This is a genomic window from Ruegeria sp. C11 (assembly GCF_056537725.1).
The window spans coordinates 67,045-90,788 of the sequence record NZ_JBQFSB010000006.1; the positions used below are offsets into that span (position 1 = coordinate 67,045).

Here is a 23,744-nt window from a genome sequence, read left to right on the forward strand (position 1 = left end):
ATCGGGGGCGTTGCAAAATGTGGTTCATGGTCTTTTTGATGGTTTCCTCAAAAGAGGAAATGGCTCTGATCAAGTTGCGCTAAAAGCGTGTCCTCGAGTAGCAGCGAATTCCCCAGACCGTCATAAATCAGAACATCCTGGCCTGACTGGAACATGTGGTTGGCCCTGAGGTCGCCGTAGTTGCGGATCGGCGCAGACCCGTTCAGGACAATCTGATCATTACCCTGAAAGTCGGTGACGCGATCGCGGCCGGCTGCAAAGACAAAGTCATCGGCCCCAAGGGAACCCGTCATCACGTCGTTGCCTGCGCCTCCGTCCAGTCGGTCATTGCCGAAACCGCCATTCATTACATCGTCTCCGGACTGACCTTTGAGGTTGTCCGCGCCCCGATTGCCAAACAGACGGTCATTCCCGTTTCCACCTCGGATAACGTCTTTCCCATAACCGCCGGAAACAAAGTCAGCACCATCGTCACCGCTCAGATAATCGGCGCCCTGACCTCCCCAGAGCTCATCCTTGCCACTGCCGCCGTGAAGCCTGTCGTTGCCGATTGAACCATAAGCTTTGTCGTTTCCACTTTCGCCAAAGATTACGTCGTTGCCGCCGTTCGATTTCAGAACATCGTCCCCGCCACCGCCCAGCAGCGTGTCGGCGAATTGCCGGCCCGTCAGGATATCGTTGCCTCCCCGCCCTTCCAGCCGTCCGCTTTTCCCTGATTCCAGCACAAGCCAGTCCGCGTTGTCAGTCCCGGTCGTATCCGAGGATACAACCTGTCTTGCCGGGGCGCTTGGAGGAGGCGCGGGCGGATTGCCCGGTGCGCCATTGTCCACCTGAACCGGTGCCGTGGTGCGCGCAAAGTTCTGCGTGACCATAATAGCGTTCCAACCATTGAAATTACCGGTCTCGATGCCGATTCCAATTACCGTCACATTGGGGTTGAGGATGTTTGCCTTGTGACCGGAACTGTTCATCAGGCTGTTGTGCAGATCTATGACGTCATCGCTCAGACCGGGGGCGCCCTGTATCGTTTGCCAGGCGATATTTTCGGCCCAGGTCCAGCTGCCCGAAAACTTGAATCCGGCGCTCTCCATCCGATCGCCCGCACTTGATCCACCAACCCCGGTATGGTCGAACGTGTTGGTGGCCAGCATCCAGCGGCTGTGATCCTCGGAAGAATCGTTGAGCCTGAGTTCAAGCTGGACCGGATTTAACCCGCGCGAGGTTCGCTCCGCATTGATAAGATTGAGCATTTGCCGCTCAAGGCTGCTGGCATAGGACATGGTACTGCCTCCGGTGGATTGTGATTTTTTGTGGGACATTAATGGCGAGACTTTGGCGAGAGAAAGTCACAATCTTGCCGTGTATTCCGGATGAGCGAATTGCCACCAAATTGTGATGCTGCGTGTGCAGAAAACTGCGCAGAGATGTAAAGCAGGATAAATGGGGGCACCGTTTCCAGTGCCCCGTGTTGTCCATCTCTGGTCAGACAAACTCTATCAGGTATCCCGCATCACATTGCATGGGCCTGAAATCGAGCTCGTCCACTTCGACGCACTCCAAAGCGAACTCTTCGGGAGAGGTAGCATCTTCCAGGTCGGCTGTGCGCGGTGTCATAAATTCATCGACGATATTCGTTTCAGCGACAACGTCACTTTGCGCGGTGTCTGTCTTGTTCCAGTCGAGCTGATCCACGAATGCTTGCAGTTCGAACCTGAACTCTTCAATTGCAGCCAGAAACTCCTGAATGTTGAAACATCCATTCTCTGGCTCTGCGGTTTCAGTGACCTCGGTTTCGGGTGTTTCGGTCTCCGGTTCCTCTGTTTCAGTAACATCGGTGTCAGGTTCTTCGGTTTCGGGTGTCTCGGCTTCCGGTTCCTCGGTCTCAGTGACCTCGGTTTCGGGCGTTTCGCCCTCTTGCTCATCCGTCTCTGTGACGTCGGTATCCGGCTCGTTGGGCTCGGTTACATCGGTATCGGGTGTTTCTGCCTCCGGTTCCTCGGTCTCGGTTACATCGGTATCTGGCTCTTCGGGGATGGTTACATCGGTTTCCGGTGTTTCCGCCTCGGGCTCTTCAGGTTCCGCCACTTCTTCGTTTGGCGGTGTTGGCGCAGGGGGCGTGGGTGAATTGCCGTTGTCCAAGACCACAGCTGCATCTGTCGCCGCGAAATTCTGCGTGACCATGACCGCGTCAAAGCCTTGCATGTCCCCTGTCTCGATCCCGATTCCAACGTATTCGAAGTCCGGGTTCAGGATGTTTGCGCGGTGGCCCGGGCTGTTCATAAGGTTCTGGTGAAGCTGCGCGACGTCATCGCTGATGCCGGGGGCGCCGCGTTCGGATTGCCAGGCAATGTTTTCACCAGAACGCCAGCTGCCTGAGAAATCAAAGCCCGCATTTTCCATCCGCTGTGTCGCGCTGGAACCACCTGAACCAGTATGGCTGAACGTGTCTGTATTCAGCATCCACATGCTGTGATCCTCGGACGAGTCGTTCAGGCGGGTTTCCAATTGCACCGGGTTCAGCCCGCGAGACGTGCGTTCCTGATTGATAAGCTCCAGCATTTCCCGCTCGAAAGTACTTGCAGTCGACATATTAGCCTCCGTTTGGTTTGTCGTCTTAGTAGACGGGGCCAGTTACAGGAGGCTTCGACGGGGCCGATAGAGACACAGGAATTCGGGGCGAGTTTTGGCGGGGCCGTGCTACCTCTGCGGGATTCGCTGCGCTGCAAAATGCCGGGCAAAATTCTGCTTGGGGCGAAATGGCAGGTTGCCGCGCGGTGCCCGCCCTATGTCGGCGAAATACATCCGACCCCAGAAACGACAAACCCCCGGGCGATGCCTCGGGGGTCGTCAAATAGTGTCATCCAAAGCTGGACGAGTCTTGGTCGCTCTCAGAGCAAACCTTCGCGCTGTGCTTTCTTGCGTGCCAGTTTACGGGCACGGCGGATCGCTTCAGCTTTCTCGCGCGCTTTCTTCTCGGACGGTTTCTCGAAATGTTGCTTCAGCTTCATTTCACGGAACACGCCTTCGCGCTGCAGCTTTTTCTTCAGGGCACGAAGCGCCTGATCGACGTTATTGTCGCGAACACTAACCTGCATGTGGTTGTCACCACCTTTCTAGATAGAGTTGCAAGGAAATTGCAGGAAGTGGCCGTATAGCAAAGCGCGCCTAACTTGTCTAGTACTGGGCCGTGAACCGGAGAACCGTCATGACCGCAACATACGAAGATGCAAAAGAGAAACTGCTGGATGCCATTCTGAACCACGTTCCGTTCGAAGGATGGTCCGAATCAAGCTTTCGCGCGGCAATTTCAGACTGCGATCTGGATGATGGTCTGGCGCATGCCATCTGCCCCCGCGGTGCCGTTGATCTGGCGTTGGCGTTTCACGCAAGGGGAGACGCGGCCATGCTGTCCAGGCTGCAAAGCGAGGATCTGAGCGACCTGAAGTTTCGGGACAAGATTGCAGCGGCGGTTCGTTTCAGGTTGCAGGCCGTTGATGACAAAGAGGCCGTACGCCGGGGTGTGACCCTGTTTTCCCTGCCGACGCATGCGGCGGACGGTGCCCGGGCGATCTGGGGGACCTGCGATCTGATCTGGAACGCGTTGGGGGACACCTCCGAAGACGTCAACTGGTACACCAAACGGGCCACGCTGTCCGGAGTGTATTCCTCGACATTGCTGTTCTGGCTGGGGGATGAAACGCCCGATCATCAACCGACTTGGGAGTTTCTGGATCGCAGGATCGCCGATGTCATGCAGTTCGAAAAATTCAAGGCGCAGGTAAACGGCAATCCTTTGTTCAAGCCGTTTCTGGCCGTGCCGAACTGGCTGGCGGGTCAGGTCCGGGCACCGGCTGGCGCCCGGGCGGATTTACCGGGATCTCTGTCAAACAGGAAATAGGCGGGAATTCAGCTTGAGTCTTTGCCTTGGCTGTCCTGCCTGCTAGGCAGGGCGCAAAGGAGAATTGCCGATGACCCAGATGATGCGTGCCGTCGAAATAACCACTCCCGGCGGGCCCGATGTTCTGAAACTGACCGAACGCCCCGTACCCGAACCGGAGAACGGGCAGGTTATCATTAAGGTTGCATATGCAGGCGTGAACCGCCCCGATGCCTTGCAGCGCGCGGGTGCGTATGATCCGCCGCCGGGGGCAAGCGACCTGCCGGGGCTGGAAGCATCGGGCGAGGTTGTGGCCATCGGCTCCGGAGTCGAAGGGCTTGCCATCGGAGATAAGGTTTGCGCTTTGTTGCCGGGCGGCGGATATGCCGAATACGTGGCGACTCCGGCTGATCATTGTCTGCCGGTTCCTGCCGGGATGGGCCTGAAGGAAGCGGCGTGCCTGCCCGAGACGTTTTTCACCGTCTGGTCGAACGTGTTCACGCGTGGCGGATTGCAGGCTGGTGAGCGGTTTCTGGTTCACGGCGGCTCCAGCGGCATCGGTACTACTGCGATCCAGCTGGCAAATGCGTTCGGGGCGCGGGTCTTTGCCACGGCCGGGTCTGACGACAAATGCGATGCCTGTCTGAAGCTAGGCGCGGAAAAGGCAATCAACTACCGGGATGAGGATTTTGTTGCGGCCATGCGGGCAGAGGGTGGCGCGAACCTGATCCTCGACATGGTTGGCGGAGACTATATCCCGCGCAACGTCAAGGCGCTGGCCGAGGACGGACGTTTGGTGCAGATCGCGTTCCTGCAAGGGCCGGTGGTCGAGCTGAACTTTGCACTGATGATGGTCAAGCGCCTGACGCTGACGGGCAGCACCCTGCGCCCGCAAAGTGACCTTGCCAAGGCGCGGATCGCGCAGGATTTGCGGGAAGCCGTCTGGCCCCTGCTTGAGGCAGGCAGGATTGCCCCGGTCATGGATAGTGAATTTGATATGTCAGACGCTGCTGCAGCCCATGCTCGAATGGAAAGTTCGGGCCATATTGGCAAGATCGTTCTGAAAGTCTCGGGCTAATCTCGAACGCGCGCGATCAATTATTGCTCGCGCGCGCATCTGTGGTCAGACGACGGCCCTGCGATACAGATGCCATGTTGCATGGCCCAGTATTGGCATCACAAAGATCAGGCCCAGCAGGATCGGGATTGACCCCAGCACCAGCATCGCCGCGACTACAAAGCCCCAGGTCAGGATGACTCCGGGGTTGTGGCGGAACACGCGCACGGATGTTACGACAGCAACGGGTACACCAACCTTGCGATCCAGCAATAGTGGAAAACTAACTACACTGATGGCCAGCGCGATCAGCGCAAACAGGAAGCCAACGGTCGTACCGATCAGAACCATGCTCCAGCCTGCACTGGTGGTGAATACTTCGGTCATGAATGCACCGAAGGTAGCAGGCGGTTCAGGACCAAGCGTCTGAACGTAGATGCTTTGCGCGACCATCAGCCAGATCAGCAGCAGCATGACCAGATAAAAGCCAAGCGCGAGGATGGCCCCGAAAGAAGGTGAACGGAATACGCCGAACGCGTCCAGCCAATGCACGTCGTGCCCCTGTTCCCGCTTGCGGCTGATTTCATACAGCCCGACAGCGGCAACCGGTCCGATAAGTGCAAAACCGGCGATCAAAGGTGCAAGCAACGGCACCATGTTCATGTTCATTCCGAGTCCGAACATCACCAGCCCGGCGATCGGATATATCAGGATAACGAAAACCGCGTCCGCCCGGGTTTCGACAAAATCCTGATACCCCGCCCTCAGGCACGAAATGATATCCTGCATGGTCAAGGTCTGCACTGTCGGCAGATGCTGCGTATCGGCGCTGCCGATGCGGCTGACGCTTTCTGTTACGTGGTCACTGGTCGCCCCAAGGTTCCGGGCGGCCCAGCTGACAGGGTTACCGATTGTTTTGGCCATCTTCATCCCCTTCTTCGGCGTGATCGCGCCGCAGAATGAATCCGGCATTCGGGTTGCCCGTGGCCGGATCAGCCGGCAACGCCTTCCATCATACTAGCATATTTTGGGAAAACAGCGAATCACCCTTGTGAGACTGAGGTGATTGTTCAATTTTTCAGGCGTGCTAGCTTGGCCTCAAACATGAGGAGGACGTTATGCAGGAAACCGCGCGCACGGTTGTCATTCACGAATTCGGCGGACCGGAGGTTCTGAAAATCGAAAGCCGCCCGGTCGGGGATCCCGGCCCCGGCCAGATTCGTATCCGCCATCATGCCTGCGGACTGAATTTCATCGATGTCTATCAGCGCACCGGGCTCTATCCGCTGGAACTGCCGCACGCGCTTGGAATGGAAGCGGCGGGTATTGTCGAAGCGGTGGGTGAAGGCGTCACTCATCTGGAGCCCGGACAGCGGGCAGCCTATGCTGCGGCGCCTTCGGGTGCCTATTGCGAGGCGCGGGTCATGCCAGCGGCGCAGGTGTGCCCGCTGCCGGATGCCATATCCTTTGACGCCGGTGCCGCGATGATGCTCAAGGGAATGACGGTTGAATATCTGTTTCACCGAACGACACCGCTCAAACGCGGGGACACGGTTTTGTTCCATGCGGCGGCAGGCGGGGTTGGCCTGATCGCCTGCCAATGGGCAAAATCCGAAGGGATTACTTTGATCGGAACCGCCGGGACCGATGAAAAATGCCGGTTGGCCCAGTTCAATGGCGCGGCGCATTGCATCAACTACAATACCGAAGACTTTGTTGCGAAGGTAAAGGAGTTTACTGGAGGCAAGGGCGTGGATGCGGTGATGGATTCAGTCGGAGCGGAAACATTCGAAGGGTCGCTTGATTGTCTGAAACCGTTGGGAATGATGATTTCGTTCGGCAACGCGTCCGGATCAGTACCACATTTCAATATCGGCGTCCTTGCGCAGAAAGGATCGCTCAAGATAACCAGGCCAACCCTGTTCACGCATATTTCCGACCACAATATTTGTCAGGCAATGGCACGGCGGCTGTTCGGAAAGGTCGAAGGCGGCGAGGTCAAGATACACATGGATCAGCGGTTCTCGCTGGAACAGGTGGCGGATGCCCATCGTGTTCTAGAGGCACGGCAGACCACCGGCAGTACAGTTCTGGAACCGTAATCCGAAATTGACCCGATGATTTACTCAGCGGGTCAATGCGTTGCAAATGCGCGCGGGTTCAGAACCTGTAAGCCCCGCGGATCTGAATCGTGGTTGCATCCACGTCCACACCGCTGGAGTTGAAGTTGTTGAACTCGTGATACAGGATTTCACCGCCCAGGCTGAAGTTGCCGTTGATGATTTGTTCGTAACCGGCGCCGATAAGCCAGCCATCATCGTCACCCAGAACGTCGGTGCCCGCGTCTGCCCAGCCAGCGACGCCATATAGCAGCCCGTCAGGTGAAACCTTGTATCCGGCACGGGCCTTCAGGCGCCAGACATCCTCGACTTTGACTGCGCCGCCCAGGCTGACGCTGGTCCAGTCATAGTCGAAGCCGCCACCCAGAACCCAGGTTCCGAAATCATAGTCGTATCCAAGGATGATACCGCCGATCCAGTCATCCCCGCTAATGCCGGGTAGGCTGGTGCCGACGTCGATCCAGCCAACCTGCGCACCGGCATAGAAACCAGTCCAGTCACCCGAGCTTGTGTTCAGCAAGGTTGGCGATTGTGCAGCAGCCGACCCGGCGGCGAGCGAGGCGATTGCGGATATCAGTGCCAGTTTTCCAGTCATCTCGTATCCTTTCGGTCGAAAAAAAGCGGGCAAAGCACGTATTTGCCCCGCCTGCAGTGAATCATACGGTCCGGCCACAAGACCGGATCAACATTCACCCAACTGTTCCGAACCGAAGTGTTTTATTGGAGTATCGGCGGCTCATGTGATGTCCGCGATCCCTGAAATCACATAATGAGACAAGATAATGCGTCTATGCGCGAACTCAAATCACAAGCGGCGGCGGAGCGATCCGCCGCCGCTGACCACCCTTAAGACAGGCAGTTTATTGCTGAAGAGCCGCCGGATCTTTGTCGGCAATGTCTTCCCATTTCGCGCTGGCCTGTTCGATAAAGCCCGGGATGTCGCCTTCCCAGCGCTCCTGAATATCTTTCGAAATGTTCAGGTACAGCTTGTTGTCAACGATCCGCCAATAGTTCGGATCACCGTCAAATTTGAAACCCATCGCCGCACCAAAGGCGCAATAGCCACCATAGGCGGGCAGATAGGCCGCTGGGTTGGCCTCGAACGCCGCCTTGTTCTCTTCCGAGGCAAAACGATACATGGCGTCGTCATGGATCGTGGTGATTTTCCAGTTGCCTTTGGTCGGCTCACCTTCGGTGAAATAGGCGACCGGATCATAGCCCTGCATGGCCAGCCCGGTGGAGCTTGCATTGATCTCGACCCCGGCGGCCAGAGAAGAAGTGGCGATTGCAACGGACAGCGCGACGCCACCCAACAGCGATTTCATCTTGTTCATGATTTCACCTTTCGTGAAACGGACCGACCGGAGATGCCGAAATTGCGCCCGCCGGTCCGGGTTGGAATGCTGTGCGGTCAAAATGGACCGTCACGAAACAGCATTTGGGCACGTCGCCGGTAACGTTCAAAACAACCATTTTTGATTGTGCGCCAGCGAATAGAACGTGTGCAGGGATGAGTGATCTGAGAAGCGCTGATCAGGCTTCCGGTTCCAACCCGATGACAAAGGCGATGACCTTTTCAACAGGCATTTCGCATGGTCTCAACAATGCACCGCTACGGGTCGTCTGATACAGATTCATGCTGATGTAGTCCGGGCCGCCAAGCTCATGCGCGATCAGCTTTTGACTGCACCCGCCGGCAAATGAGGTCCGGCTGACGACATAGCGCCGGCCACCGGACCGACCCGTAAATGTCCCGTCCGGCAGGTCAAGGAAGGCGTCCAGAAACGCTGCACAGGGTGTCACGATTGTCCGATTTTGGGCTCAGTTCCGGCTTTCAGGCGTGCGACGTTTGCGCGATGGCGCCAAAAGACCAACAGCGTGAGAACCGCGCCCAGAAAAAGCGTCTCGCCATGCCCAAGGAACACGGCCCACATGGTGGACGAGGCCGCAGCAACCAGCGCGCCCATTGACGAAATGCGCCAGATCGCGGCAGCAATCAGCCATGTCAGGCACAGCGCAAGACCAACCGGCCAGGCCAGCGCAAGCCACAGGCCAAGGAATGTAGCAACCCCCTTGCCACCTTTGAAACCCAGCCAGACCGGATAGCAATGCCCGACAAACGCGGTCAGAGCGGCGATCTGGGCGGCGTCCTCACCGGCAAGAAGGCGGGCCAGCAGGACCGCGACCGCGCCCTTGGCGGCATCGAACAACAGGGTCAGCGCCGCTGCGGCCTTGTTTCCGGTGCGCAGAACGTTTGTGGCGCCGATGTTGCCCGACCCGATCTGCCGCAGGTTGCCAAGCCCCATCACCCGCGCAACGATCATGCCGTAAGGGACAGATCCCAGCAGGTATCCCAGCACTGCCCACAGGATCAGTTGGGCTGTCGAACCGTCGATTATTGGCATCAGGGTCTCCGGTAAACTTCTTTGCCTGCAACGTAAGTTGCCGCAACCCTACCTTGCATCCGCTGTCCGTCAAACGGAGTATTTTGGGATTTGGATTTCAGAGTGAACCGGTCGAGCACAAAAGGCACATCCGGGTCGAACAGAACCAGATCGGCAGGGGCGCCTTCGGCCAGACGGCCGCTGTCCAGTCCCAACCGTTTTGCCGGGTTCAAAGCCATCGCCCGGAACAGGGTTGGCAGGTCGAGTTGCTCAGAATGATATAGCCTCAGCGCAGCAGGCAACAGGGTTTCCAATGCAACTGCGCCGGATGCGGCTTCTTCAAAAGGTAGGCGTTTGCTTTCCTCGTCCTGTGGCGTGTGCATTGAGCTGATCGTGTCGATCAACCCGGTGCGAACCGCGTCGATCACCGCCTGCCGGTCGTCTTCGGATCGCAGGGGTGGCTTGACCTTGAAGAAAGTCCGGTAATCGGCCACGTCCAGCTCGTTCAGCGTCAGGTGGTGTATGGACGTGCCAGCCGAGATATCCAGCCCGTTCCGCTTGGCCCGTTCCAGCGCAGGCAGAGCGCGTGCGGTGGTGATCTGGTCGGCGTGGTATTTGGCACCGGTCATTTCCAGCAGCGCGATGTCGCGGTCCAGCCCCATACGCTCGGCCATGGGCGAGACGGCGGGCAGGCCGCGCAGGGCCGCGAACTTGCCACTGGTTGCGGCGGCACCGTTGCTGAGACCGGGATCCTGCGGGTGGGCGATGACCAGAGCACCGCAGGAGCGGGCATAGGTCAGGGCGCGGGAAAACACCTTGGTATTGGTGACGACGTGGTCACAGTCGGTGAAGGCCACGGCGCCTGCGTCCTGCAGAAACCCGATCTCGGTCATCTCGCGCCCTTCGCGGCCCTTGGTCAGGGCAGCCATGGGTAGAACGTTGACGGGCGTGTCGGCCTGCGCGCGGCGGGTTACGAATTCCAGGCTCTCGGGCGTGTCGATAGAGGGGCTGGTGTCAGGGCGCGTGACGATGGTGGTCACACCACCGGCTGCGGCGGCAATACCGGCTGACTTGTAGCTTTCCTTGTGACGCTCACCCGGTTCACACACTTTGACGCCGATATCGACAATCCCCGGTGCAAGGCAATGGCCGCCGCAGTCGATGATTTGCGCATCCGCAGAGGGGGCTTCGCCGTCACCCCGCGCGGTAATCCGACCCTCGGCAACCTGCAGCCAGCCGATGTTGTCTGAACCGGATTCGGGATCGATCAGGCGAGCGTTGGTGAAGATCGTATTGCTCATGCAATGGCCCTTTCGATTGCGGCTTTGGTGGCGGCGGGGTCCGCCTGATACTTGATCAGATGTTTATCGCCGCCCTTGGTGACGATCTGGACAAAGCTTCCCATGATATTGACCGCCTCGATCTGGTTCAGCGCCACAGTGCGCGAACCGGGGCCGGTGAGGGCGGTGTCGGTCATCTGCCACGTCGCGACAAGTTCTTCCGAGGCCAGATACCAGGCGCGGAGGCCGACGGCGGCCAGCCCCGCAGGCGCGCCGGTCCAGACATAGGGGTTGCCGATCAGCCATAACACGGCCATCGCCGCCGCCATGGCCCCTGCGGCAAGCCATGCGTTGGTGCGGATATAAGCGCCTTTGTCCGGCGCGAAGGTTACAGGATCAGCCATAGGGCGCCTCCGATGGCCAGCAAGATCACCAGGGCCAGAACGGCCGAACCGATGCGGCGCGGTCTGTCATCTTGCGTTGCGTTCTGAGGGGCCGAGAACGGTTTCGCGCTTTCGGTTTCGATTTTGCCGCCGGTCCAGTTTGTGGCCTCTTCGGTGAAAAGACCAATCAGGCGCACGCGAGGGTCCGGTTTCAGCGTGGCAGAGCGATCCCCAAAGGCGGCGCTGCGCACGACCATCACCCAGCCTTCGATGGCCTCAAGTGCGTCGCGGTCCAGTTGATTCCTGGACACGCCGCAACCTTCGTTTAGATATCCGTAAAGTCCAAGGTCTTCGAGGTCGGAGACCGGGAAGATGTCGATCTGTTCCGGGTCCAGCCCTTTGACACCCAGCACCTGATCGACAGCGCCGGGTTCGCGCAGAAACTTTGCCTCTTCGGGCCGCATATCCAGCGTAAACAGGCGGATCACGCCGCGTTCATGGGGGGCGATGGTCAGATCGCTCATGCGGCGTCTCGTAAATTGCGGGCCAGCAGTTCCATCGCGGCCATGCGGACGGCGACGCCCATCTCGACCTGCTCTTGAATCACCGAACGGTTGATGTCGTCGGCCAGGGTTCCGTCAATCTCGACCCCCCGGTTCATCGGGCCGGGGTGCATGACGATGGCATCGGGCTTGGCCAGCGCCAGTTTGGCGGCGTCCAGACCGTAGCGGTGGTAATACTCACGCTCCGAAGGGATAAAGCCGCCATCCATCCGTTCCCTCTGAAGGCGCAGCATCATGACGACGTCCACGTCTTTCAGGCCCTCATTCATGTCGTCGTAAATCTCGGCGCCGAATTCGGCAAACTGGCCCGGCACAAGCGTCGGCGGGCCGATCAGGCGGATGCGGTTTTCCATCTTGCCCAGCAAGATTAGGTTGGATCGGGCTACGCGAGAATGCGCGACGTCTCCGCAAATAGCGATGTTTAGCCGGTGCAGGCGGCCTTTGGCCCGGCGGATCGTCAACGCGTCCAGCAGGGCCTGCGTTGGATGTTCATGCCGCCCATCGCCCGCGTTCAGAACTGCGCAGTTCACCTTTTGCGCCAGCAGATCGACTGCGCCGGAGTGCGGATGCCGCACCACCAGCAAATCAGGATGCATCGCATTCAGCGTCATCGCAGTGTCGATCAGCGTCTCGCCTTTTTTGATCGAGCTTGCCTGCATCGCCATGTTCATCACATCCGCGCCCAGTCGCTTGCCTGCCAGTTCGAAACTGGCCTGCGTGCGGGTCGAGTTCTCGAAGAACATGTTGATCTGCGTCAGCCCCGACAGCACATCGGACCGCTTGGCCGGTTGCCGGTTCAGATCAACGTATTTTTCGGCCAGATCGAGGATTGCAGTAATATCGGATTGCGACAGATGCTCGATGCCAAGAAGGTGACGATGGGCGAAACGCATGGGCGGGCTCCTGTCTGACAATCGGGCCGCTTATAGAAAGGACTGAGCGGCGGGGCAACACGGTCCTGCGACTATGGGTTATTTTCCGTTTCGGGCAGTTTTTCGCACTCGCCATCTTCCAGACACTGTTCACCGGGTTTGCACCAACGCCCGAACCCGCAGTCGATGGCCTTTTTCGGGACACAGCCCTGTTCTCGCGAACATTTGAAACCGGGGCGGCATTGTGAACCGGTTTCTTCGCACAAAAACCAACCCGGTCTGGTGCACCCGCCGCCGGGCAGGCAGGTCGACCCGGGCCCACAGCTGCGCCCATCTGAACATTTTGTCTCGCGGCCGGGATCGAATTCCGGGCTGCTACTCTCACACTCTCCACGCGCATTGCAAAAGCTGCCACCGGGGCAATCAAGGCGCGAGGCGCATTTGTTCGCCCCCGCCGGCGCGCATCGGGTTCCGCCGGATACGCATTTTTCGAATGGTCCGCAGGATCGCCCGCCGCCGCAATAGGTGCCTCCGGGCGGGATACAGTGGCCATCCCAGCTGCAACGTTGACCCAAAGGGCAGCAGTTTCTTGCACCGCACTGGGCCTGCCCCCCCGGGCATTGTCTGAGCTTGTCGTGAAAATGGGCCACAGCGGGCAAACCGCTTGTCAGCGCAAGCAGAACACAAAGCAAAAGGAATCGAACGATCAACAGCATGAATTCCCCCATGGTCGGGGTGTTCGGTGGCTCAGGCAAGGTCAATTCGCTTTCCCTCGCCGCAAAGGCGGTTAGATTGTCAGCCATGGAATCGGCTCTGGACTTTCATACCGCACGCGCCCTGCTGGAATGGCAGGTGGAACTAGGCGTGACCGACGCGGTCGGGGACAATCCGGTCGATCGGTATGCTTTGCCGGACATCACGCCCAAGCCAAAGAAAGCCGCACCGGCACAGGCGGCCCCTGTGAAACCGAACAAAGTGGATCCGGTGAAGGTGGCGCAAACGTCAGCACAAGCGGCCAATTCGCTGGTTGATTTGCGCGCTGCGATGGACGCGTTCGATCACTGCGATCTCAAACGCGGAGCGCGGCAGCTGGTGTTTGCGGACGGAACGCCGGGTGCGCGCGTCATGATCATTGGCGAAGCTCCGGGTCGGGATGAGGATCGAGAGGGGAAACCGTTTGTCGGACGCGCGGGCCAGTTGCTGGATCGCATGCTGGCCGCAATTGACCTGAAACGATCCGAGACTGTCTATATCACCAACGTTCTGCCGTGGCGGCCACCCCAGAACCGCGACCCCCGGCCCGAGGAAATCGGTATGTTGAAGCCGTTTCTGGAACGTCATGTCGCGTTGGCAAAGCCCGAGGTTCTGGTTCTGATGGGCAATATCAGTTGTCAGGCGGTGCTGGGTAAACGCGGTATCACGCGGCTGCGGGGACAGTGGGAACAGGCCATGAACCTTCCGGTCATTCCTATGTTCCACCCCGCTTACCTGCTGCGCCAGCCGCAGATGAAGCGACAGGCCTGGGCGGATTTGCTGGAACTCAGGGCGCATTTGGGAGGCACGTCATGAAAATTCTGGCCTTCTCGGACCTGCACATGGCGCGAAACCGCGCCGCAGATTTGGTTTCTGCCAGCCGTGACGCGGATCTGGTGGTAGGTGCGGGCGACTATTGCAACATGCGTCACGGATTACCCGAGGCGCTGGAAATGCTGTCCGGCATTTCTGCGCCACTTGTGCTTGTTCCTGGAAATGCGGAAAGCGTCGAAGAACTGGAAGAAGCCGCGCCCGAAGGCGTCCACATCCTGCACGGTTCCGGCATGACGATGGACGGTCTGCGCCTGTTCGGTCTTGGCTACGGCGTTCCGGTGACACCGTTCGGTGATTGGTCCTGCGACCTGACCGAGGCGGAGGCCACCGAGATGCTGGCCCGGTGCAACGACGCGGATATCCTAGTTGTGCACTCACCTCCGAAGGGAACCGGCGACACGACTTCGCAAGGTGTCTCTGTTGGCTCGGTTGCTATACGCGACGCGATAGAACGCATTCAGCCAAAACTGGCGTTCTGCGGCCATATTCACGACAGCTGGGGGTATCGCGGAACTGTTGGCCGGACCGAAGTTGCCAATCTTGGCCCAAAGGTAAACTGGTTCGAGGTTACAGTGTGATTGATCCGGTTATTCTGTTTGCCTTCGTTCCTGCGGCACTGGCACTGAACTTAACTCCCGGCGCGGACATGATGTTCTGTTTGGGGCAGGGCCTGCGTTCGGGATCGGGATCGGCTGTGACTGCCAGTGCGGGAATATCGCTCGGAACTCTGGTCCATGTTGTGATCGCGGGTCTGGGGCTAGGCGCTGCGGTTGCCACTATGCCCTGGCTATTTGATGCGATCCGATGGCTTGGCGTGGGCTACCTGCTGTATCTCGCGTGGGGCGCCATACGAAACGGCGCGATTGCAGGAGATGCTCAGCGGCGACCCACCCGATATGCCTTTCGGGACGGGTTTCTGGTCAACCTGACCAATCCCAAGGTCATCTTGTTCGTTCTTGCCTTCATTCCGCAATTCGTTGATCCGGCCGGTTCGGTTCTTATGCAGTTTCTGATGTTCGGAACGATCATCGCGCTGGGCGGCTTTTTTGTGAATTCGGCAGTTGGCGTATTTGCCGGTGGCATGGGCCGACGGCTGGTCAATAATCCTCGGTTTTCGCAGATTGTTGGCTGGATCACGGGGGGCATTTTTGCTGCACTGGCTCTCCGTCTTGCAATAATGGAAAGGGCCTGACACGGCATGTCGCAAATTGATGAAACCAAGGCGTTCATTCCTGTTCGCATCGCGATACTGACCGTCTCGGATACCCGGTCAGTGGAAGAGGATCGCTCGGGTCAGACCCTTGCCGACCGTATCGAAAAAGCCGGTCACACACTAACTGACCGCAAAATCATTCGGGATGAGCGTGCAGAAATCGCTGCTCAGTTGCGGCTGTGGGTGGCTGACCCGGAAATTGACGTGGTGATCTCGACCGGCGGCACCGGGCTGACCGGCCGGGATGTCACCGTCGAGGCGCATCGCGATGTCTATGAGAAAGAGATCGAGGCCTTTGGTACCGTGTTCACCATCATTTCGATGGACAAGATCGGGACCTCTGCGGTTCAGTCTCGCGCAACCGGCGGCGTGGCGGGTGGAACCTATCTGTTCGCCCTGCCGGGCAGCCCGGGCGCGTGCAAGGACGCATGGGACGGCATTCTGGAGAAACAGTTCGATTACCGCCATCGTCCCTGCAATTTCGTGGAAATAATGCCACGATTGGACGAACACTTGCGACGGAAGTAGACTGGACTCACGTTACACTATTCATAACTGCTTTGTGGCTTGGCATTTTTTTCTGCCCGGCTACCTTCAGCATGTGGCAGCCCGACGCGACCGGAGTGACGTGAACGATGCGATTTCTAAGGCAAAGCCTTGTGGGGGTTTTTCTGGCGGCTTTGACGCTGGCGCTGCTGATTTATGCCGCGCAGTCCATCGTGGGTGCCGTGCAAGAGGTTCTGGCCCGTGACTCGCAGCCGCCGGAATCGCGGGAACGTGTGTTTGCTGTCAGCGTCCGCACTGCTGAGTTGGCGACGGTCACGCCATATCTCGAAGCCTTCGGAGAGGTCCAGAGCCGACGCCGGCTTGAACTGCGCACAGCCGCAGGGGGACGTGTGATTGCATTGTCTAGCGACTTCGAAGATGGCGGCTCGGTCTACGCCGGTGAAATACTGGTCGAGCTTGATCCGGCAGACGCTCAATCGGCCTTGGACCGCGCAAAGTCCGACCTGCTGGATGCGCAATTCGAGGAACGTGATGCCGAACGCTCGCTTCTGTTGGCGCAGGATGAACTGAAGGCGGCGGAAGATCAGGCGGATTTGCGGGCAAGGGCGCTGCAACGGCAGAAGGATCTTGAATCCCGCGGATACGGATCGACAGCCAGCGTGGAAGAGGCAGAACTGACCGCTGCGTCCGCGCGGCAATCCGTTCTGGCGCGCAGCATCGCGCTTGCGCAGGCGGAATCCCGTGTTGATCAGACCACAACCCTGCTGGCGCGCGCCAGAATTGCATTGGAAGCGGCCGAGCGGGATTTGGAAGACATGACAATCCGCGCCCGCTTCGACGGTACCTTGTCGGGGGTGACCCTTGTCGAGGGCCGCCTTGTCGCGGCCAATGAAAAGCTGGCCGAACTGGTTGACCCTAACGCGCTTGAGGTGGCTTTCCGTGTCTCGACGGCACAATACGTGCGGTTGCTGGATGAAAACGGCGATCTGATCAATGCGCCTGTCAGCATTTCGCTTGAAGTGACCGGGGCCGATCTGGTCGCGCATGGCCGCATCAGCCGAGACAGCGGGTCGGCAGGCGAGGGTCAGTCGGGGCGGTTGATTTTTGCACGCCTTGACGCGGCACCCGGATTCAAACCGGGTGATTTTGTTACGGTTTCGGTGGAAGAACAGCCTCTGGACAAAGTGGTGCGCCTGCCAGCATCGGTTCTGGACGCATCCGGATCGGTACTGGTCCTTGGACCGGATGACAGGCTTGAGTCGCTGCCTGTGCAGCTTGTGCGCCGTCAGGGTGACGAGGTTCTGCTGCGCGGTCAGGGTCTTGAGGGGCGCGAGGTCGTGATCGGGCGTACCCCACTTTTGGGAACGGGCCTGCGTGTGCGTCCGCTGCGTGTCGAAGCTCGGGCGGACCCGGATCCCGAGATGGTCGAATTATCCGATGAGCGTCGGGCGCAGCTGGTCGCGGTGGTCGAAGCCAACGAACGCATGCCGCAGGACGTCAAGGCCCGAGTCCTGAGCCAGCTAGGCAACCAGCAGGTTCCCGTGCAATTGGTGCGGCGAATTGAAGACCGGGCAGGGGGCTGACGGGCATGATCCGTGAGATCCCCGGTACGGCCAGCGGTATCCTCAGCTATTTTGCGCGGCATCGCACCCTGGCAAACCTTTTGCTGCTGGTGATGCTGGTTTTGGGGGCCGCCTCGATCCCCAATATGCGTGCGCAGTTCTTTCCGGACGTCATACTCGAACGGGTCGATATCACGGTTCAGTGGGACGGTGCCGGTCCGGAAGATGTTGATAACGGTATCGTTCAGGTGCTCGAGCCGGTGCTGCTGACCGTCGAAGGCGTAAACGAAACGAGGGCCCGATCAACGGAAGGCCGGGCACAGATCTGGCTTGATTTCGAGCCAAACTGGGACATGGCGCGCGCGGTAGAAGAGGTGAAGACCGCAATCGATGGTGTAACGAACCTGCCGGAAGATGCCGATGAGCCGAATATTCGCAGGGCGGCATGGCGGGACCGCGTAACCGATGTGGTCCTGACCGGCCCGGTCGAAACCAGCCAGCTTGCGCAATTTACTGATGAATTGATTACCCGATTGTTCGACGTGGGCGTGACGCGGACCACGATCCGCGGGCTGGCAGCCCCGCGCATCGTTGTCGAGGTGCCAACTGCACAGCTTATCGCCAATGATATCGGCATGGTGGACATTGCATCTGCCATTGCAGCTGAGGTGACGGCCAGCCCTGCCGGCGATGTGACCGGTGCCAATGCCCGCATTCGCACCGGCGCCGAAAAAAGAAAGCCCGAAGAGATCGAGAGTATTGTTCTGCGGTCCTACCCGGACGGCTCCAAACTGGTTGTCGGTGACCTGGCACAAATCCGGGTGGAAGGCACAACGCGCGAACGCGGGTACTATGTTGGCGACGATCCTGCGATGTCCGTGCGGGTGGATCGGTCGGATCAGGGCGATGCAATCGAAATTCAGCGCACGGTCGAACGGGCGGTTTCGGAGATGCAGGCCAGCCTGCCCGAGGGTATAACGGTTGAACTGATCCGCACCCGGGCGCAGGCGATTTCGGACAGGCTGAATATACTTGTCGACAACGGGTTGGTCGGTCTTGGTCTGGTCGTGTGTCTTCTGTTCCTGTTTCTGAATGCGCGTATCGCCTTTTGGGTCGCTGCCGGAATTCCGGTGGCGATGTTCGCGGCCATTGCCCTGATGTATATCGGCGGGTTGTCGATCAACATGGTGTCCCTGTTTGGCCTGATCATCACGCTGGGCATTGTTGTCGATGATGCCATCGTCGTCGGAGAGCATGCCGATTTCCGCGCCCGTCGACTGGGCGAACCGCCGGTCGTCGCCGCCGAGCGCGCAGCCCGGCGCATGGCGATGCCGGTGTTTGCAGCGACACTGACGACGGTGATCGCTTTCTTTGGCCTTACATCCATCGGCGGGCGGTTCGGAGAACTGATCCGCGATATTCCGTTCACCGTGATCGCGGTGTTGATCGCGTCGCTGGTCGAGTGCTTTCTGATCCTGCCCAACCATATGGCGCACGCCATCAAGCATTCGGCAAAAGAACATTGGTATGATCTGCCCAACCGCGTCGTCAACCGCGGCTTCAGATGGGTTCGTGACACTCTGTTCCGGCGATTGATCACATGGGTTATCCAGGCGCGGTACGTGGTTCTAGCGGCCATGATCGCCATTCTTGCCAGCCAGATTTCCCTGTTCATCCGGGGAGATGTGCACTGGCGGTTCTTCAATGCGCCCGAACGCGGATCGGTCACCGGCAATTTCATCATGATCGAAGGAGCCACGCGGTCCGATACGATGGAAATGATGCAGGAATTGCAGCGGGCGACGGAAGAACTAGGAAAAATCTACGAAGAACGACATGGACGAAATCCGATTGATTACGTGCTGGCAGAAGTCGGCGGTTCCGCCGGGTACGGGTTGTCGGCCGCGCAGGGCAAGGACAACGATCTTTTGGGTGGCATTTCAATCGAGTTGATCGACGCCGATTTGCGCCCCTATTCCAGCTTTGAATTTGTGGGCGAGTTACAGGAATTCGCAGTCAGGCATCCTCTGGTCGAAGTGCTTAGTTTCCGGGGGTGGCGGTCGGGTCCGGGCGGCGATGCCATCGAAGTGAATTTCTTTGGCGCGGAGGTCGGAACACTCAAGGCAGCCTCCGAGGATCTTCAAGCCGAGCTAGTGAAATATCCCGAAGTTTCGGCGCTTGAGGATGATATGGCTTATGACAAGGAAGAATACATACTGGATCTGACCGCGCAGGGCGAAGCGCTGGGTTTCCGGATCGAAACTCTGGGCCGTGTTCTGCGCAACCGGCTGAACGGTATCGAGGCGGCGACCTTCCCCGACGGGCCGCGCAGCACCGAAATCAGGGTGGAACTGCCCGAGGGAGAACTGACCGCCGATTTTCTTGAGCGGACTTTGATGCGCACACCAGATGGGGTGTATGTGCCCTTGGCGGATATCGTCTCGGTCAAGCGCGTATCCGGCTTTTCGACAGTGCGGCGCGTCAATGGTCTGCGGACCATCACGGTGAATGGCGACATCTCCGAAGACGACCCGGCCCGCGCTGCCGAAATAGAACGTGCCTTGCGGCAGGAAATCCTTCCGAACATCGCGACCGAGCGTCAGGTGGAATGGCGCTTGGAGGGTCTCAGCGAGCAGGAGGACAGGTTTCTTGCCGAGGCGCGAACGGGTCTGATCCTGTGCTTGACCGGTATCTACCTTGTTCTGGCCTGGGTGTTTGCCAGTTGGACGCGGCCATTTGTGGTGATGGCAATCATTCCTTTCGGATTGGTAGGAACAATCTGGGGGCATTACATCTGGGATGTGCCTCTCAGCATGTTTACTGTGGTCGGCCTGTTGGGGATGACGGGGATCATCATAAACGATTCCATTGTTCTGGTGACGACCATTGACGCCTATCAGAAGGACAGGGGACTGGTTCCATCAATCATCGAAGGGACCGCTGACCGTTTGCGGCCGGTGATGCTGACCACCCTGACAACGGTTCTGGGCCTGACGCCTTTGCTCTACGAAGGATCGCAACAGGCGCAGTTTCTGAAGCCAACAGTGATCACCTTGGTTTATGGCCTGGGTTTCGGGATGCTCCTTGTTCTTCTTCTTGTCCCCGCACTGATTGCGATTCAGGGTGATATTTCGCGGCCCATGACGGCAATGCGCCGTGCCTTGCGCGCACCGGATCGGACTGTGCGTATTGCGGTAACCGGAACTGCGTGTGCGATGCTGCTCTGGCTGGTGGTAACGATGATCTGGCCATTGATCACAGGCGCGCCCTGGTCGGTCTTACAGATGTTTGACGCAGGTGACGCGAACGTCATTCGCGTCGCGTTGGGCCAGTTTGTTATTGGCGCCATGCTGATCCTGCTTGTCGGAGTAACGATATCTTCGCTTGTGTACGCCCGCCTGTCCGGCCGCAGAAAAACCTGATCAGTGGCGGTTTGCCTCAGAATGCTGAACGGCCAGTGCGTACTCTAACAGGTCGATGACCTGCGCACTCATTGCAAGGTCACCGGCGCGTATCTGCTCAACCGGAAACCATTGCGCGTCTATCGCATCATCGCCCGCCTTTGGCTCGCCCTCAACATAGGAGCAGGCCACACCAACAAGCAGGTAGTGGGCGACAACACGTCCCTCTGCGTCCCGGCGAATAAGATCCAGATTGTCCAGATAATGCGTCGGATCGGCCTCGATACCGGTCTCTTCCCGCAATTCCCGCTGCGCGGCGTCAAGGGCGGTTTCACCCCACTCCACATGTCCGCCGGGAAAACCCCATAGTCCGGCATCCGGCATTTTGCTGCGCTGTACCAACAGCACCCTGCCTTCATGCAGCAATACGGCCAGCGCGCCGATCAATGGGGTATTGGCCATCCCTCAGCCCGCACCACAACCCTGAATGTCAACGGAATGATTTGCGCCCAATACGGTGATCCGAACTTCGGACCGATCCAGTGCAAATGCTCCGCCCGACTGGCTGACCAGTTCCGAGCTGGCAACCAGCCTATTTCCCTGCCTTCGGGTTTCGGTCTGCGACGCCCAGATTGCGGGATTGCCGGGTTCGATGACGGCAACTTCCGCACCACCGGCCGAGGGCATGGTGATGTGCGCTTCAACCTGTATTCCATCGGCGGTCGGCTTCAGAAGGCAACTGGCCTTTGCCACACCAGCCTCGCTGGCGGAATAGGGCCGTTGCGCCAACGCCGCCGCAATGGCGGGGTTGCGGTCGGCTTGCGCGTCCAGGCGGTGGTCGAATTCCAGATTGCCCGGCACACAGACATCCTTGCAGACACCCAGATCCATTTCGCCTTTCAGCCGAACCGCTTTGCCGGGCTTTGCCGGGGTGATTTCAACGGGCAGGACAAGCTGATCCTTATACCCGATCGAGCGCAGGCCGTTCTGATCAAAGACATATGGCGCGGGCCATGTAATCTCGATGTCGCTGACATTTTGCGAACCGCTCCAGTCGAAATGCGGCGGGATGCCTGCGTCGCCCGGTGCCCGCCAATAGGTCTTCCAGCCGTCCGCCAGCGTCAGGCGGATAGCGCCCATATAGGTGCCTTTGGCAGTCAGTCCGCCGTCCAGGATTTCCAGCTGCACCAGTTTGTCCACACCCCCTGCAGAGGACGATGTGGCAAGAGCCAGGCAAATGGCCGAGACGACTGATAGGGATTTAATGCGCGCTGTCATGTTCTATAGATGCGCAGTGCGGGCGGAAATGCCAAGTCACGTTCAGGTCAGAAGGGCCGTTTTCGCCGGAATTGCGCGTCTTTACTTGCCAATACCGTCTTAGCAGGGTCATTCTTGGAATGAAACAAGCAAGAGTTGTCAGCACATGGACCTAACCGGAAAACTGTTGATTGCGATGCCCGGGATGGGCGATCCGCGATTCGACCATTCGGTGATCTACATCTGCAGCCACGGGGATGACGGGGCGATGGGCCTGATCATCAACAAACCCGCCGATCTGCGTCTGAAAGGTTTGCTGACACAGTTGAATATTCCTTGCCGAATTCCGGCTATCGGGGAACGTCTGGTGCGTTTTGGTGGCCCGGTCGAGATGTCGCGCGGGTTTGTCCTGCACAGCGCGGAATACGAGGCGAATCTGCATTCCATGGCAATCTCGGAAGGGTTCCGAATGACGGCCACGCTGGATATTCTCGAAGACATCGCCGCCGGTCGCGGACCGCAACAGGCGATGCTGATGCTGGGGTATTCCGGCTGGGGACCCGGGCAGCTTGAGGATGAAATCTCGATGAACGGCTGGCTGACCGCCGACGCTGCGACCGATCTGGTTTTCGAGACCGAAGATGATGCAAAATGGGAAGCGGCGCTGGCCACATTGGGTGTCGACCCGCTGACCCTGTCCGCCAACGCCGGGCACGCTTGATCAGGTATTGCGCGGTGCTGCGGCCCGTCGAAGCCGGTCATTGATGGCAACACCCAGCCCGTGAGCCGGGATCGGAGTGACCGCTATCGGGCGCCCTGTCCGGTCCAGTTCATGCAGGGCCGAGAACAGGTTTGCCGCAGCTTCGTTCAGATTTGCGTCCACCGACAGGTTCAGATCGCAATCCACGGCACCGAAACCCAACAGGACTTCGTCGCCCTGACGTAACCGGGCATCCAAACGCACCGGTGCATCGGGCGCATAGTGGGACAGCAATTGCCCGGGCGCCGTCAGCTGATCACCCGCCTTATGCCGGTGCAGATTGCGGCACAGTGCAGCCTCGACCTCTTCTGAAGCCACTCCACCGGGGCGCAGCATTGCGGGGTCGCCCGCCAATCCGACAATGGTAGATTCCAGCCCTACTCCGCACGGGCCGTCGTCTAGTATCGCGGATATCCGGCCATCCAGCCCCGCGCTGACATGCGCGGCAGTTGTCGGGCTGATCCGGCCTGACGGATTGGCCGATGGGGCGGCGACCGGCCCGTCGAACACGGAAAGCAGTTTGCGCGCCGTCTCATGCGCCGGGACCCGCACCGCCAGAGTATCAAGGCCTGCGGTAACAAGTGATGATATTCCGTGGCCATCCTTCAGCGGCAAGACCAGCGTCAGCGGCCCCGGCCAGAAAGCCTTGGCCAGACACTCTGCCTCATCCGTCCATTCGACATATCTTTGTGCGGCCTCCACTGACGCCACATGGGCAATCAGCGGGTTAAAGCTGGGTCGCCCTTTGGCCGCATAGATGGCGGCAACCGCTTCGCCATTGCGGGCGTCGCCGCCCAGCCCGTAAACGGTTTCGGTCGGGAAGGCGACCAGATGCCCCTGCCGCAGCAGTTCCGCTGCGCGAGTAACGCTTGCGCCGTTAGCAGTCAGATATTCTGTGCCGTTGGGGATCATGAGTGGTGA

The 23,744-nt window shown here is 59.0% G+C and carries 24 protein-coding genes and 1 pseudogene; 10 read left to right on the top strand and 15 right to left on the bottom strand.

Annotated features, from left to right (window positions below; translation table 11 throughout):
- Positions 1 to 47: 47 nt before the first annotated feature.
- From ACR0NA_RS12465 to rpsU, 3 genes are all read right to left on the bottom strand, one after another.
- Positions 48 to 1,280, bottom strand: a complete 1,233-nt coding sequence (locus tag ACR0NA_RS12465) for a CAP domain-containing protein (protein WP_480729339.1) — start codon at positions 1,278 to 1,280, stop codon at positions 48 to 50.
- A 202-nt stretch (positions 1,281 to 1,482) separates the two neighbouring features.
- Positions 1,483 to 2,589: a CAP domain-containing protein gene (locus ACR0NA_RS12470; protein ID WP_480729341.1), complete on the bottom strand. Its 1,107-nt coding sequence runs from the start codon at positions 2,587 to 2,589 to the stop codon at positions 1,483 to 1,485.
- 299 nt (positions 2,590 to 2,888) lie between these two features.
- Positions 2,889 to 3,095, bottom strand: a complete 207-nt coding sequence (gene rpsU / locus ACR0NA_RS12475) for a 30S ribosomal protein S21 (protein ID WP_005614280.1) — start codon at positions 3,093 to 3,095, stop codon at positions 2,889 to 2,891.
- Between the two features lie 110 nt (positions 3,096 to 3,205).
- Here rpsU and ACR0NA_RS12480 point away from each other — a divergent pair, with 110 nt between their 5' ends.
- Positions 3,206 to 3,898 carry a COQ9 family protein gene (locus ACR0NA_RS12480; protein ID WP_480729344.1) on the top strand — a complete coding sequence of 231 codons (693 nt, stop codon included), beginning with the start codon at positions 3,206 to 3,208 and terminating at the stop codon, positions 3,896 to 3,898.
- A gap of 70 nt (positions 3,899 to 3,968) precedes the next feature.
- Positions 3,969 to 4,955, top strand: a complete 987-nt coding sequence (locus tag ACR0NA_RS12485) for an NAD(P)H-quinone oxidoreductase (RefSeq protein ID WP_480729346.1) — start codon at positions 3,969 to 3,971, stop codon at positions 4,953 to 4,955.
- A gap of 45 nt (positions 4,956 to 5,000) precedes the next feature.
- On the opposite strand, the gene ACR0NA_RS12490 is transcribed toward ACR0NA_RS12485, so the two are convergent.
- Positions 5,001 to 5,858 carry a DUF2189 domain-containing protein gene (locus ACR0NA_RS12490; protein WP_480729348.1) on the bottom strand — a complete coding sequence of 286 codons (858 nt, stop codon included), beginning with the start codon at positions 5,856 to 5,858 and terminating at the stop codon, positions 5,001 to 5,003.
- 194 nt (positions 5,859 to 6,052) lie between these two features.
- Here ACR0NA_RS12490 and ACR0NA_RS12495 point away from each other — a divergent pair, with 194 nt between their 5' ends.
- Positions 6,053 to 7,036, top strand: a complete 984-nt coding sequence (locus ACR0NA_RS12495) for a quinone oxidoreductase family protein (RefSeq protein ID WP_480729350.1) — start codon at positions 6,053 to 6,055, stop codon at positions 7,034 to 7,036.
- Positions 7,037 to 7,094: 58 nt separating this feature from the next.
- Here ACR0NA_RS12495 and ACR0NA_RS12500 read toward each other — a convergent pair whose 3' ends face one another.
- From ACR0NA_RS12500 to ACR0NA_RS12535, 8 genes are all read right to left on the bottom strand, one after another.
- On the bottom strand, positions 7,095 to 7,649 hold the full coding sequence (locus ACR0NA_RS12500; protein ID WP_170654548.1) for a porin family protein: 555 nt from the start codon (positions 7,647 to 7,649) through the stop codon (positions 7,095 to 7,097).
- 265 nt (positions 7,650 to 7,914) lie between these two features.
- Positions 7,915 to 8,388 carry a YHS domain-containing (seleno)protein gene (locus ACR0NA_RS12505; protein ID WP_480729352.1) on the bottom strand — a complete coding sequence of 158 codons (474 nt, stop codon included), beginning with the start codon at positions 8,386 to 8,388 and terminating at the stop codon, positions 7,915 to 7,917.
- Between the two features lie 199 nt (positions 8,389 to 8,587).
- Positions 8,588 to 8,857, bottom strand: a complete 270-nt coding sequence (locus tag ACR0NA_RS12510; protein WP_480729354.1) for a hypothetical protein — start codon at positions 8,855 to 8,857, stop codon at positions 8,588 to 8,590.
- Positions 8,854 to 9,459, bottom strand: a complete 606-nt coding sequence (gene plsY, locus ACR0NA_RS12515) for a glycerol-3-phosphate 1-O-acyltransferase PlsY (protein ID WP_480729357.1) — start codon at positions 9,457 to 9,459, stop codon at positions 8,854 to 8,856. The genes ACR0NA_RS12510 and plsY overlap by 4 nt, the downstream gene beginning before the upstream one ends.
- A complete protein-coding gene (pyrC, locus tag ACR0NA_RS12520) occupies positions 9,459 to 10,739 on the bottom strand; it encodes a dihydroorotase (RefSeq protein ID WP_480729359.1) in 1,281 nt (426 codons plus the stop codon). The genes plsY and pyrC overlap by 1 nt, the downstream gene beginning before the upstream one ends.
- Positions 10,736 to 11,122, bottom strand: a complete 387-nt coding sequence (locus tag ACR0NA_RS12525; RefSeq protein ID WP_480729361.1) for a hypothetical protein — start codon at positions 11,120 to 11,122, stop codon at positions 10,736 to 10,738. Before ACR0NA_RS12525 ends, pyrC begins: the two co-directional genes overlap by 4 nt.
- Positions 11,107 to 11,625: a hypothetical protein gene (locus ACR0NA_RS12530; RefSeq protein WP_480729363.1), complete on the bottom strand. Its 519-nt coding sequence runs from the start codon at positions 11,623 to 11,625 to the stop codon at positions 11,107 to 11,109. The genes ACR0NA_RS12525 and ACR0NA_RS12530 overlap by 16 nt, the downstream gene beginning before the upstream one ends.
- Positions 11,622 to 12,557, bottom strand: a complete 936-nt coding sequence (locus ACR0NA_RS12535) for an aspartate carbamoyltransferase catalytic subunit (RefSeq protein WP_480729365.1) — start codon at positions 12,555 to 12,557, stop codon at positions 11,622 to 11,624. The genes ACR0NA_RS12530 and ACR0NA_RS12535 overlap by 4 nt, the downstream gene beginning before the upstream one ends.
- Positions 12,558 to 13,337: 780 nt before the next feature.
- Here ACR0NA_RS12535 and ACR0NA_RS12540 point away from each other — a divergent pair.
- The 6 genes from ACR0NA_RS12540 to ACR0NA_RS12565 all read left to right on the top strand — a co-directional run bounded on the left by ACR0NA_RS12540 (position 13,338) and on the right by ACR0NA_RS12565 (position 20,827).
- Positions 13,338 to 14,105 carry a uracil-DNA glycosylase gene (locus ACR0NA_RS12540; RefSeq protein ID WP_480729539.1) on the top strand — a complete coding sequence of 256 codons (768 nt, stop codon included), beginning with the start codon at positions 13,338 to 13,340 and terminating at the stop codon, positions 14,103 to 14,105.
- On the top strand, positions 14,102 to 14,701 hold the full coding sequence (locus ACR0NA_RS12545) for a metallophosphoesterase family protein (RefSeq protein WP_480729366.1): 600 nt from the start codon (positions 14,102 to 14,104) through the stop codon (positions 14,699 to 14,701). Before ACR0NA_RS12540 ends, ACR0NA_RS12545 begins: the two co-directional genes overlap by 4 nt.
- Positions 14,698 to 15,315, top strand: a complete 618-nt coding sequence (locus ACR0NA_RS12550) for a LysE family translocator (protein ID WP_480729367.1) — start codon at positions 14,698 to 14,700, stop codon at positions 15,313 to 15,315. The genes ACR0NA_RS12545 and ACR0NA_RS12550 overlap by 4 nt, the downstream gene beginning before the upstream one ends.
- Positions 15,316 to 15,321: 6 nt before the next feature.
- The gene (gene moaB, locus ACR0NA_RS12555) at positions 15,322 to 15,864 is read left to right on the top strand and encodes a molybdenum cofactor biosynthesis protein B (protein ID WP_480729368.1); all 543 of its coding nucleotides are present in this window, start codon (positions 15,322 to 15,324) and stop codon (positions 15,862 to 15,864) included.
- A 107-nt stretch (positions 15,865 to 15,971) separates the two neighbouring features.
- Complete coding sequence (locus tag ACR0NA_RS12560) at positions 15,972 to 17,426, top strand: efflux RND transporter periplasmic adaptor subunit (protein ID WP_480729369.1); 1,455 nt, start codon at positions 15,972 to 15,974, stop codon at positions 17,424 to 17,426.
- Between the two features lie 5 nt (positions 17,427 to 17,431).
- Positions 17,432 to 20,827 (top strand): efflux RND transporter permease subunit, encoded by a 3,396-nt coding sequence (locus ACR0NA_RS12565; RefSeq protein ID WP_480729370.1) that lies wholly within the window; start codon positions 17,432 to 17,434, stop codon positions 20,825 to 20,827.
- Here ACR0NA_RS12565 and ACR0NA_RS12570 read toward each other — a convergent pair whose 3' ends face one another.
- Positions 20,828 to 21,268, bottom strand: a complete 441-nt coding sequence (locus ACR0NA_RS12570; protein ID WP_480729371.1) for an NUDIX hydrolase — start codon at positions 21,266 to 21,268, stop codon at positions 20,828 to 20,830.
- Between the two features lie 3 nt (positions 21,269 to 21,271).
- On the bottom strand, positions 21,272 to 22,084 hold the full coding sequence (locus tag ACR0NA_RS12575) for a protein-disulfide reductase DsbD domain-containing protein (RefSeq protein ID WP_480729372.1): 813 nt from the start codon (positions 22,082 to 22,084) through the stop codon (positions 21,272 to 21,274).
- 142 nt (positions 22,085 to 22,226) lie between these two features.
- Between ACR0NA_RS12575 and ACR0NA_RS12580 the strand changes: the two are divergent.
- Positions 22,227 to 22,784: pseudogene (locus ACR0NA_RS12580) on the top strand (YqgE/AlgH family protein); the annotation flags it as partial.
- Here the strand turns inward: ACR0NA_RS12580 and ACR0NA_RS12585 are convergent.
- Entirely contained in the window at positions 22,785 to 23,735 is a 951-nt protein-coding gene (locus ACR0NA_RS12585) for an L-threonylcarbamoyladenylate synthase (RefSeq protein ID WP_480729373.1), read from the bottom strand. It abuts the pseudogene before it with no gap.
- Between the last annotated feature and the right edge of the window lie 9 nt (positions 23,736 to 23,744).